Consider the following 12,052-nt stretch of genomic DNA (forward strand, 5'->3'; position numbering starts at 1 on the left):
AAGTAACAACAGCGACAATTACAAACTTGCTTCTTCCCTTAGTTTCTAAAACTTCTGGATGTGGTTGTCCATATTAACGGTAGTTTTCTCAACGATTGCCTTTCTCCGGTATCCTGACCGTACTTTTCTTCTATCTGGAAGTTTCATGAATACAATGGTATTGGAAGATGTTATCAAAAGAATTGAACGACTTGTCCTTTTCAAGATATCTTTACTTAATGGCCTGGAAAGTGATCACCGCCCTCTCTTTGAATACAATTGTCTATGGCACTCCAGTAACCTGGCGTGTATATCGTCAAGATACTTATTGATTTCTTGTGCGCCTTTGGCCCTATGGTCAATTTTACCCGAAATAGGACACCAACATTCTTAGATAGTGGATCTATGGAAACTGATATTGGCAAGGATGCCTTCAAATCGGATGGCGGGCATAGATAGGAATCTGCCCATTTTTCTTTTTGGTGTTTTTTTATACCCACAAAATCAAAGTTTGTTGGGGTGGCAGGATTTTTTTGCATGATCTAAGAGAGGAAGTGTTGCTCAGAAAAACCCAACACCACTTTAGATACGGTCGTTTTTATGGCTCCGGTTTCGTAAATGAATTTACAGCCCGTTGCCAATAAAAAAAGCCAATGCAAATGCATTGGCTTTTTTTGTCGGGGTGGCAGGATTCGAACCTGCGACCTCCGCGTCCCAAACGCGGCGCGATGACCGGGCTACGCTACACCCCGAAAATGTACCTATTATCAAAGATATATGTTATCCATGAACTATGCGGAGAGACTGGGACTCGAACCCAGGCGACACTTTCGCGTCGACAGATTAGCAATCTGCTCCGTTACCACTCCGGCACCTCTCCTTATTTTAACTGAACGTATAATTATAAATTGCGGATGCAAATGTAACAGTTCGTCTGAAAGAACACAACTATTTTACGCTTTTTTTACTTAATTTTTTTATGAAAATGATAACCTGCTGATACTCAAAAATGCCTATTCAGGATACTCTATACGCAAATGGTAAATATTAGTAAGCTTACGTTTCAATACTTTTTTAATTGCCAGTATTTCCTTAAAGGTTATATTGGCATTTTGAAATTGTTTCTCTTCTATCTGTTTATCAATAATACGTTCCACAAAAAGGTCAATTTCTTTAAAATCGGGATTCTTCAGGCTCTTAGACGCAGCCTCCACCGCATCACACATCATAAGAATTGCCGTTTCTTTAGAAAAAGGAATGGGGCCCGGATATCTAAACAGAGTTTCATCTACTTCTTCTGAAATAGTAGTTTGCTTTTTGTAAAAATAATATACCAGAGTAGTACCATGATGGGTACGGATAAAATCGATGACCCTGTCGGGCAGATTTGCCTTTTTAGCCATTTCAATCCCGTCAAGTACATGTTTAATAATTATACGGGCACTCTCTTCGGGTTCGAGTTCGTTATGCAGATTCACATTGGTAGTTTGGTTTTCTGTAAAATAGGCCGGATCATTCATTTTTCCGATATCATGATACAGCGCCCCAACTCTTACCAGCATGGCATTACCTTTTACTTCATTAGCACAGGCCTCTGCTAAGTTGGCTACCTGCAAAGAGTGGTGAAAAGTTCCTGGAGCCTTATCAGAGAGTTCTTTGAGAAGCTTTGAATTGGTATCTGATAGTTCTAGCAAGGAGATATCAGAAACAAGCCCAAAAACTTTTTCATACATATAGATCAAAGGTTGCACAAACAACGTAGCGAGTCCGTTGAGAATGAACAAGCCAAACATAATCCAGTTTATATTGGTAATGTTCCCTTCGTGTATAATGTAGAAAGCGAAATAAGCAATAACATAGATAAGAGTGATTTGCCCTACCGAGATAAAAAGGTTGGCTCTCTTATACAATTCTGAAATAGTTTGTATGGTCACAATACCGGCTATGATTTGCAGAAATACATATTCAAAGCTATTGGGAACGATAAAACCAAGCAGTAGTACGGTTAACACATGGGTAAACAGCCCCAGGCGGGCATCAAAAAATGCTTTGAGAATTAGTGGAAGTATGCAAAGGGGTACTACATACACATATGCTACATTATATTTGAGCACGAGAGTGGTTAAAAAGATCATCACCACTACGTTGAAAAAAATAAAAGTTACTTTGGTATTATGCGCATAAATGGCCGGTCTGTACTTTTTGAGGAACAACAGGAGCATGAGCAATGCCAGAGCTACGAGTATGATATAACCAAAAACGATCCATCCGTAGTTTTGATCGTTCCACAATTGCGACTGGTACTCTTTTTTGAGAGAGGCAAGCATATTTAACCGTTCGCCCTCTACTACTTCTCCTTTTGCAATAATGAGCTTTCCTTTATCTACATTTCCCCGGGTAAGCGGAATTTTTTCCAACTCGTCTTTAAGGGTACGCTCAGTCAGGTTTTCATTGTAGGTCACGTTGGTCTTCACCTTATCAAAAAACAGATTGTAAAACCGTTCTGAAAACCGCTGTTCCCTGGAATCGGCCAGACGATCCTCAATAAAAGACTGTAATTGCTGAGCTTTAAAGAGCCTGCCAAAAGTAATAGTACGCTGCTCATTATTTTGAACTATATGAATGAGTTGGTCGTCTCTATAAGCATCGGTAGCATTTATGACCCCATAGGCATATATATCTTCTAGTAACTGATTTCCGGTTTTGTAAAGCCGAGTGACGAGATAGGGTTCTTCTACATCATTAAAGTAGGCTGAAAAACTGGTTTCGTACTCGTCAAATACACCGGCAGCAATCTCCGTATCATAAGAAAAATAAGGAATGTGCCCATTAATAATTTCCTGTTTCTCCTGTTCCAGGTCATCAACATCTTTAAAAAGCACAAAATCAAACGGTGCATAGAGGTTTTCATATTGCCACGGTTTGCCTTTTTGGAACTCGTATTTAAATTTTCCGCCTTTGGGAAACAAATACACAATAAGAATAGTAGCAGCAATAAATAAAAAAGCTTTATAAATTAACGACTGATTTTTATATAGTGTATCTGGTGAAAGGCGCATTCTATTTTTGTGACTAATTCTTCAAATGTAGCAAAAAATACCATGAAAAAGGATGTAAGTTAAATGGTTTAAGTATATGAATATCCTTTTAAATTAATTAATTTCGCAACACAAAAAACAGAATTATGTCTAATAAAGTAGTTATAGTTTCAGCAGCAAGAACCCCTATTGGAAGTTTTATGGGAGCCCTTTCCGGTATTCCGGCCCCCAGACTTGGGGCCATTGCCATAAAAGGCGCTCTTGAAAAAATAAACCTGGACCCCACTCTGGTAAATGAAGTACTTATGGGAAATGTGGTACAGGCTGGCGAAGGCCAGGCACCTGCCAGACAGGCAGCTATATATGCCGGCATACCCGATACGGTACCCTGCACTACGGTAAACAAAGTATGTGCCAGTGGTATGAAAGCGGTAATGCAGGGAGCACAGGCTATTGCCCTGGGTGATGCAGAGATTGTAGTGGCCGGAGGTATGGAAAATATGAGCCTTATTCCGCATTATGTACATTTGAGAAAAGGTACCAAATTTGGCCCGGCCGGTCTAACAGATGGTATGCAAAAAGACGGTTTGGTAGATGCGTATGATGAAAATGCTATGGGCGTTTGTGCTGATCTGTGCGCTACAGAACATAACTTCTCCAGAGAAGAACAGGATGCATTTGCCATCCAGTCCTACAAAAGATCTGCAGATGCCTGGGCCAGTGGCAAATTTGCGAATGAGGTAGTGCCTGTTTCCGTACCTCAACGAAAAGGAGATCCTGTTATAGTTACGGAAGATGAAGAATACAAAAATGTGATCCTTGAGAAAATACCCTCACTACGGCCAGCCTTTACAAAAGATGGTACGGTTACAGCTGCCAATGCTTCTACTATTAATGACGGAGCAGGAGCGGTTGTGCTGATGAGCGAAACCAAAGCTAAAGAAATGGGCATTTACCCTCTGGCTGTAATCACAGCTTATGCCGATGCTGCCCAGGAACCCAAATGGTTTACAACAGCCCCGGCAAAAGCATTACCCAAAGCGCTCGCCAAAGCAGGTATTACGCTGGATGATGTTGACTTTTTTGAATTCAATGAGGCTTTCTCTGTAGTAGGACTTGCCAATATGAAATTACTTGGGCTAACAGATAAAAATGTAAATGTAAATGGTGGTGCGGTATCTTTAGGACATCCTCTGGGATGTTCAGGCGTACGGATACTCATTACACTTTTGAGCGTTTTACAGCAAAATGATGCCAAAACCGGTGCGGCTGCTATTTGTAACGGTGGTGGTGGTGCCTCTGCTATCATTGTTGAGCGTGTTTAACCTTTACGACCCCCTCTAAGTTAATGCAGTACGGCGTTTGTAACTTAAGTACGATCTCTATTAGGTCACAACCTGTTGATACGTCAGAACAGGTATCACAATTGTTGTTTGGCGAACACTTTAAAGTGCTTGAACAACGAAAATACTGGAGTTATATAAGGCATGCATTTGATAAGTGTGAAGGGTGGATAAACAACCGGCAGTTAATACTTATCACCGAAGACGTCTTTAAAAAACTGGATGCGGAAGAAACCCTGCTTTCAGATAATCTGGTGGATTATGTATCAGATGGCATCAACCTCATTCCTATAGTGCTGGGTTCTCATATTAATGCTACCCGTGTATTAAACTTTGATTTTGAGGGGAATGTAAGACAGGGAGTAAAAAACCGGGAAGAAGTGATACAATCTGCCTTGTTTTATCTCAATACACCCTATTGCTGGGGAGGAAGAAGCCCTTTTGGTATGGATTGTTCCGGATTTACGCAAATGGTGTATAAACTTAATGGTTATAAGCTTTTAAGAGATGCAGAACAACAGGCTACACAGGGTGAACCTTTAAGTTTTATAGAGGAAAGTGAACAGGGAGACCTGGCTTTTTTTGATAACGACGAAGGAAAGATCATTCATGTAGGTATAATTATGAAAGATAATTACCTGATCCATTCACATGGAAAAGTACGAATAGACCGTATTGATCATACCGGTATTTTTAATACTGAAATGGGCCTGTACTCGCATAAACTAAGAGTAATTAAGAGAATTATCCCCTAAATTTAATTACGGACAGATTAACTATTAAACAATGGTTACTGTAAATAAAAATCCCGGTCAATGACCGGGATTTTTAATATTATTAAGCTTTAAACAGTATATTATTGTTCAAGAGCACTCAGTTTTGCTTTTAACTCTTTGTATTTCTCTGTTTCACCTATAGTACCATAAATATTAACCAGGGTTTTGGTAGCATCCACATGGTTGGGATCTATAGAAAGTAGTTTTTCCAGATAAGGTACTGCAGAAAGGTAAAGTTCTTCTCTTTTCTTTTTCAGTTCTTCATAACGCACATTATCGGCCCTGCTGGTACCAAGACTGTTCATTTCTTCAACAATGCTTTTTTCCTGCTCCAGCGTAAGTGCTGCGAGGTTAAGATAGCTATCTTTATAGTTAGGATCTACTTCTAAAGATTTTTCATAGTACTTACGTGCCCCTTCGGTATCTCCCTGATCGGCAGCAATGACTCCCAGATTAAAAAACAGAGCCGGATTGTCTGGATTTCTTCTGGCTGCCTCCTCCATAACAATCTTATATTGATCTTTCTGACCGTTCTTGATATACAGGTTGGCTTCGGTTAAAAGAAGATCTACATCATCCGGATTAGAGGCTCTCGCTTCTTTTACAGCAGCAATGGCTTCGTCGGTTTTTCCCTGCTGTGTATAAATAAGTGCAATATTCTTTACGATTTCAGGTAGTCTTGAAGCGGTTTCTTCTTCTCTGAAGTTTGAATATTCCTTAGACTTTTTATACAGGTCATATTCTGTCTTTGATACTTCTGATTCTTTTCCTGTGGCTACTTCGGTAACATAGTACTTTGTAGTAATCCCGGTATATCCAATATCTTTTAATTCCTGATACCGCAACAAGGCTGTATCATAATCTCCGCTACTTACCGCAGTGGTGGCGGCAAAGTAAAGATAATCAGTATTCTCTTTGTTTAGCTGGTAAGCCATGTACAGCTTTTTACCTGCTACCTCATAACTTTCATTTTTATTGGCCTCTATGGCTTCATTCACCAGGTCCACACCAATTTGGTTTAATGCTTCCTGGGCTGCATCTGAAGAACGTTTTTTACCCATGTTCTCTTCCAGTGCAATTACTTCTTTATAAGCACTGACAGCTTTTTCATATGAAGCGTCGGTCTCCAGGCCTTTGGCGGCCATATCCTTGTACAACTGCCCTTTTAACATATGGTACTGTACCTGATATTTAATATCAGCTCCGGCAATCATAGGTTCCGCACTTTGAAGAGCTGTTTTTGCTGCAGCATTATCACCGGTTTTCAACGCTTTTTCTGCAGCTTTTAATTCAGTTTTCTGCGCAAATGTAACGGTAGTACATATAAGAGCCGAAAAGATCAAAAATTGTTTTCTCATGGTCTCAATCATTTATTTTTTTTCAAAATTACACATTTCATCACTACTTAATCAATAGTTGTGCCATTATTTTCATCTTCTATATCTTCATCTATCTCAGTTTCTTCTTCACGCATCACCTTTGCTACCGCAGCTATAGAGTCATCTCCTTTTATATTGATCAGTCGTACTCCCTGGGTGGCACGCCCCATTACTCTGAGATTTTCTACAGTAAGGCGAATTGCTATTCCCGATTTGTTTATGATCATTAGATCATCTGAATCGGTTACGCTTTTTATGGCAACAAGATTTCCGGTTTTTTCGGTTATGGATATAGTCTTAACTCCTTTACCTCCCCGGTTGGTAATACGATAAATGGCTTCTCCGTCTTCCGGATCATCAATGTAGGTACGTTTTCCAAAACCGTTTTCAGAAACCACTAATACGGTTTCTTCTTTGGGGTTTTCAATAGCTATCATACCAATTACCTCATCTTTATCATCAGCAAGGGTTATTCCTCTTACTCCGGAAGCATTTCTTCCCATAGGCCTGGTCTTCTCTTCTTCAAACCGAATGGCCTTACCTGATTTTACAGCAAGCATCACCTGGCTTTTACCAGTAGTGAGTCTTGCTTCAAGCAACTCATCGTCTTCACGTATGGTAATGGCATTTATACCGTTTTGGCGAGGTCTTGAGTACTGCTCTAACGGTGTTTTCTTAACCACTCCTTTTTTGGTAGCCATAATTACATAATGATTATTTATGTATTCCTCATCTTTAAGATCCTTGGTACAAATAAAGGCTTTCACTTTATCGTCCTGTGCTATATTAATAAGGTTCTGTATGGCACGGCCTTTAGAGGCTTTGCTACCTTCGGGAATTTCATATACCCGCATCCAGAAACATTTTCCTTTTTGGGTAAAAAACAGCATATACTGGTGGTTGGTACCTACAAACAAATGCTCCAGAAAGTCTTCATTACGAGTAGCTGAGCCTTTTTGCCCCACCCCTCCTCTGTTCTGTATTTTATATTCTGAAAGTGGTGTGCGTTTTATATAACCGGCATGCGAAATAGTGATCACTACCTGTTCGTCAGGTATCATATCCTCAATACTCAAGTCACCTCCGGAATATTCTATGATAGATCGCCTTTCATCGCCGTATTTTGATTTAACTTCCAGCAACTCTTCTTTTATGATTTCCATTCTGCGTTCTTTTCTGGCAAGAATGTCTTTCAGATCTTCAATAAGTTTCTTGATGTCTTCATACTCAGCACGTAATTTATCCTGCTCCAGTCCGGTAAGCTGACGCAAGCGCATTTCTACAATAGCACGAGCCTGTATTTCTGTAAGGGAAAAACGTTCTATTAATTTTTCCCGTGCTTCTTCAGCATTGGCCGATGCCCGGATAAGTGCAATTACCTCATCTATATTATCTGAAGCTATAATGAGCCCTTCAAGAATATGTGCACGCTCTTCGGCTTTTTTCAATTCAAATTCGGTACGTCTTACCACAACTTCGTGACGATGATCTACAAAATGTACGATCATATCCCTTAAATTGAGTAATTGCGGACGCCCTTTTACCAGCGCTATATTGTTTACACTAAAAGAGGACTGTAGCGCAGTATATTTATACAGTGTATTAAGAACTATATTAGGTATCGCATCACGTTTGAGGATATAGACAATACGCATCCCATTACGGTCTGACTCGTCACGAATGGTAGCTATTCCTTCAATTTTTTTATCATTGACAAAATCGGCGGTTTTCTTGATCATTTCCGCCTTATTCACCTGATACGGGATTTCGGTAACTACAATGGCTTCACGCCCACCTACTTCTTCTACATTGGCTTTGGCCCGCATTACGATCCTGCCACGGCCTGTTTTAAAGGCTTCACGAACCCCTTCATATCCATATATAGTACCTCCGGTTGGGAAATCCGGTGCTTTTATATGTTGAATGAGTTCATCTATTTCAATAGTATTATCTTCTATATAAGCTACCGTACCATCTACCACTTCACTCAAATTATGAGGTGGCATATTGGTAGCCATACCTACGGCTATTCCGGAAGCTCCGTTTACCAGCAAATTGGGTACCCGGGTGGGTAAAACGGTAGGTTCTTTAAGTGTATCGTCAAAATTAAGTTGATGATCTACCGTATCTTTTTCAATATCTGCCAACATGTCTTCAGATATTTTCTGCATACGGGCTTCGGTATAACGCATGGCTGCCGGACTGTCTCCGTCTATCGAACCGAAATTACCCTGTCCGTCAACAAGTAAATATCGTAAGCTCCATTCCTGAGCCATCCGTACCATTGTATCATAAACAGAAGTGTCTCCGTGAGGGTGGTATTTACCTAGAACTTCCCCCACAATTCTGGCGGATTTTTTGTAGGCTCTGTTACTGAGAACGCCTAATTCATACATCCCGAAAAGAACCCTGCGATGTACGGGTTTCAAGCCGTCACGAACATCGGGTAAGGCCCGGGATACAATCACCGACATTGAATAGTCAATGTAGGCCGATTTCATTTCATCTTCAATATTAATAGGAATCAGTTTTTCTCCTTCTGCCATATTAAAAACTTTAATTATTGGGTGCTTTTACAAATCGAGCCAATATACGTAAATTATCTACTTTCAAAAGTTTTTTATCAGGCATTTTTAATGTTTTTATTAACAAAAATAAGTGCCTAAAACCCCCATAGAAAAAGGCTTTGCAGGAATTGACCTTCTTGTAAGCTATACCTTAAACAGGGATCTGTAAGGTTACTTGTTACTACCTGACAAATTTTCATAAAAAGACCATAACACTCCCGTTAACCTACTTATTTAACAGACTAACGGTAAAATCATACCCCATGTAGTATGAATATTGAAACTGGCACAAATATTGAACAGTATATTTTGATGGCTTTTCCAAAGAGGTTTTAAAGAGCTGTTAGTTAATTTTAAGTTCAATTTTTGAACGGTTAGCTTGTTTTTACTATTTTTAGATACTGAAAGGATAGAATATATGGATGATAATTTTTCCCCAAGAGTAAAGGACGTGATAGCCTACAGCAAAGAGGAAGCACTTCGTCTGGGCCATGACTTCATTGGCACTGAGCATCTTATGCTTGGGCTTTTGAGAGATGGCAGCGGAAAGGCTATTAATATCCTGAATGCATTAGATGTTGATCTGGACCACCTTCGACGTAAAGTTGAGATCCTGAGTCCGTCTAATTCAGGTTCGGGAGTACTCTCTAATGACAAAAAAAACCTGCACCTTACCCGTCAGGCAGAAAGGGCCCTGAAGACTACTTTTCTGGAAGCTAAGCTTTTCCAGAGTTCTTCAATTAATACGGCACATTTACTTTTGTGCATTCTGCGCAATGAAAACGACCCTACTACCAAATTACTTAACAAACTAAAAGTTGATTACGATAACGTGAAAGAACAATTTAAATACATGACCACGAGCGATGATGATTATATAGATTCGCCTACTTCAGAGTCGTACTCAGATGAACCAGGTTCGTCAGATGATTCTCGCGAAAACCCGTTCAGTAGTTCCGGCTCAGGAAAATCAAATAAAAAATCGAAAACACCAGTACTTGATAATTTTGGGCGCGACCTTACACAACTGGCAGAAGAAGATAAACTAGACCCCGTAGTGGGCAGGGAAAAAGAGATTGAGAGAGTTTCTCAAATACTTAGCAGACGAAAGAAAAACAATCCTTTACTTATTGGTGAACCCGGAGTGGGAAAATCTGCCATTGCAGAAGGATTAGCCCTCAGGATTATCAAAAAGAAAGTTTCCCGAATACTTTACAATAAAAGAGTAGTTACACTGGATCTGGCAAGTCTTGTTGCCGGTACCAAATACCGCGGACAGTTTGAAGAGCGAATGAAAGCGGTAATGAACGAGCTGGAAAAAAACGATGATATTATTTTGTTCATAGATGAAATACATACCATTGTTGGAGCCGGTGGAGCAACCGGTAGTCTTGATGCGTCCAACATGTTCAAACCGGCATTGGCCAGAGGTGAGATCCAATGTATAGGTGCTACCACCCTAGATGAATACCGTCAATACATAGAAAAAGACGGAGCTCTAGAAAGAAGATTTCAAAAAGTGATTGTAGAACCTACCACCGTAGAAGAAACCATTGAGATACTCAATAACATTAAAGAACGGTATGAAGAACACCATAATGTAAATTATACCGATGCTGCTATTGATGCCTGTGTACGACTTACCCACCGGTATATGACCGATCGTTTTTTACCAGACAAAGCCATAGATGCACTTGATGAATCAGGGTCACGAGTTCATATTACCAATATGCATGTCCCCAAGCAAATACTCGAGCTTGAAAAACAACTGGAAGACGTTCGTGAACTCAAAAATTCGGTAGTTAAGAAGCAGAAATATGAAGAAGCCGCTAAATTAAGAGATGATGAAAAGAGGCTTGAAAAAGAACTGGCTACAGCTCAGGAAAAATGGGAAGAAGAAAGTAAAAGACATCGGGAAACAGTTACAGAAGATAACGTAGCCGATGTCGTTTCTATGATGAGTGGTATTCCTGTAAACAGGATCGCTCAGACAGAAAGTAATAAACTGGCACAGCTTCCTGAACTTATAAAAGGAAAAGTAATAGGCCAGGATGAAGCTGTAGGTAAGGTTACCAAAGCTATACAACGAAATCGTGCAGGACTTAAAGACCCTAACAAACCCATAGGCTCTTTTATATTCCTGGGTCAAACAGGTGTGGGTAAAACCCAGCTTGCCAAAGTGCTTGCCAAAGAGTTATTCGACTCAGAAGATGCGCTTATTCGCATTGATATGAGTGAATATATGGAGAAATTTGCCGTATCGCGACTTATAGGTGCGCCTCCGGGATATGTGGGTTATGAAGAAGGCGGACAATTGACCGAAAAGGTAAGAAGAAAACCTTACGCCGTAGTTTTATTGGATGAGGTAGAAAAAGCCCACCCCGATGTATTTAATATGCTCTTACAGGTATTAGATGACGGGTACCTTACCGATAGTTTGGGAAGAAAAATAGATTTCCGAAACTCCATTATCATTATGACCTCCAATATTGGAGCGAGACAACTTAAAGATTTTGGTCAGGGTGTCGGGTTTGGTACCTCTGCCAGAAAAGCACAGGCTGAAGATTACCAGAAAAGTGTTATCGAAAATGCCCTTAAAAAGGCATTTGCTCCGGAATTTCTTAACAGAATTGATGACGTAGTTGTATTTAACTCTCTTGAAAAAGAACACATTGATATCATTATCAATATAGAGTTGGATAAGTTATATGCCCGAATACGTGAATTAGGGTATGAACTGAAGCTAAGCAAAAAAGCAAAAGATTATATTGCTGATAAAGGCTTTGATAAACAATACGGTGCCCGACCGTTAAAAAGAGCTATCCAGAAGTACGTAGAAGATGCCCTTGCAGAAGAAATTATTACCTCAAAATTAGATGAAGGAGATAAGATTATTATGGATCTGGATACCAAAAAAGATGAACTCGTAGTTACTATTCAAAAAGAAGAAAAAGAAACAGAGTCATAAAA

General features: G+C 39.8%; 7 protein-coding genes and 2 tRNA genes. 4 read left to right on the forward strand and 5 right to left on the reverse strand.

The genetic code is table 11. From position 1 onward, the window contains the following. Window positions 1-58: 58 nt before the first annotated feature. Entirely contained in the window at window positions 59-373 is a 315-nt protein-coding gene (locus WAO84_RS14195) for a hypothetical protein (protein WP_340066611.1), read from the forward strand. A gap of 283 nt (window positions 374-656) precedes the next feature. On the opposite strand, the gene WAO84_RS14200 is transcribed toward WAO84_RS14195, so the two are convergent. The 3 genes from WAO84_RS14200 to WAO84_RS14210 form a co-directional block, all read right to left on the reverse strand. Further along, window positions 657-731 (reverse strand) — tRNA-Pro (locus tag WAO84_RS14200). 44 nt (window positions 732-775) lie between these two features. Continuing rightward, a tRNA-Ser gene (locus tag WAO84_RS14205) sits at window positions 776-859 on the reverse strand. A 133-nt stretch (window positions 860-992) separates the two neighbouring features. Then, window positions 993-3,038, reverse strand: coding sequence for an HD family phosphohydrolase (locus WAO84_RS14210; RefSeq protein WP_340066612.1), 2,046 nt, complete (start codon window positions 3,036-3,038; stop codon window positions 993-995). A gap of 125 nt (window positions 3,039-3,163) precedes the next feature. Between WAO84_RS14210 and WAO84_RS14215 the strand changes: the two genes are divergently transcribed. Beyond that, complete coding sequence (locus WAO84_RS14215; RefSeq protein ID WP_340066613.1) at window positions 3,164-4,342, forward strand: acetyl-CoA C-acyltransferase; 1,179 nt, start codon at window positions 3,164-3,166, stop codon at window positions 4,340-4,342. Between the two features lie 23 nt (window positions 4,343-4,365). Then, on the forward strand, window positions 4,366-5,115 hold the full coding sequence (locus WAO84_RS14220) for a C40 family peptidase (RefSeq protein ID WP_340066614.1): 750 nt from the start codon (window positions 4,366-4,368) through the stop codon (window positions 5,113-5,115). A gap of 101 nt (window positions 5,116-5,216) precedes the next feature. Here WAO84_RS14220 and WAO84_RS14225 read toward each other — a convergent pair whose 3' ends face one another. Together WAO84_RS14225 and gyrA are read right to left on the reverse strand one after the other, a co-directional pair. Continuing rightward, a complete protein-coding gene (locus tag WAO84_RS14225; RefSeq protein WP_340066615.1) occupies window positions 5,217-6,494 on the reverse strand; it encodes a tetratricopeptide repeat protein in 1,278 nt (425 codons plus the stop codon). 47 nt (window positions 6,495-6,541) lie between these two features. Continuing rightward, window positions 6,542-9,061 (reverse strand): DNA gyrase subunit A, encoded by a 2,520-nt coding sequence (gyrA, locus tag WAO84_RS14230; RefSeq protein ID WP_340066617.1) that lies wholly within the window; start codon window positions 9,059-9,061, stop codon window positions 6,542-6,544. A 439-nt stretch (window positions 9,062-9,500) separates the two neighbouring features. Between gyrA and WAO84_RS14235 the strand changes: the two genes are divergently transcribed. Then, window positions 9,501-12,050: an ATP-dependent Clp protease ATP-binding subunit gene (locus WAO84_RS14235; protein ID WP_340066618.1), complete on the forward strand. Its 2,550-nt coding sequence runs from the start codon at window positions 9,501-9,503 to the stop codon at window positions 12,048-12,050. Window positions 12,051-12,052 lie beyond the last annotated feature (2 nt).

It is taken from the genome of Ascidiimonas aurantiaca (assembly GCF_037646345.1).
GTDB classification, from domain to species: Bacteria; Bacteroidota; Bacteroidia; order Flavobacteriales; family Flavobacteriaceae; genus Ascidiimonas; species Ascidiimonas aurantiaca.

Coding starts and splice junctions, on each gene's coding strand:
- WAO84_RS14220 (WP_340066614.1), top strand. CDS start 4,366: ATGCAGTACGGCGTTTGTAACTTAAGTACGATCTCTATTAGGTCACAA.
- gyrA (WP_340066617.1), bottom strand. CDS start 9,061: ATGGCAGAAGGAGAAAAACTGATTCCTATTAATATTGAAGATGAAATG.
- WAO84_RS14195 (WP_340066611.1), top strand. CDS start 59: ATGTGGTTGTCCATATTAACGGTAGTTTTCTCAACGATTGCCTTTCTC.
- WAO84_RS14225 (WP_340066615.1), bottom strand. CDS start 6,494: ATGAGAAAACAATTTTTGATCTTTTCGGCTCTTATATGTACTACCGTT.
- WAO84_RS14210 (WP_340066612.1), bottom strand. CDS start 3,038: ATGCGCCTTTCACCAGATACACTATATAAAAATCAGTCGTTAATTTAT.
- WAO84_RS14215 (WP_340066613.1), top strand. CDS start 3,164: ATGTCTAATAAAGTAGTTATAGTTTCAGCAGCAAGAACCCCTATTGGA.
- WAO84_RS14235 (WP_340066618.1), top strand. CDS start 9,501: ATGGATGATAATTTTTCCCCAAGAGTAAAGGACGTGATAGCCTACAGC.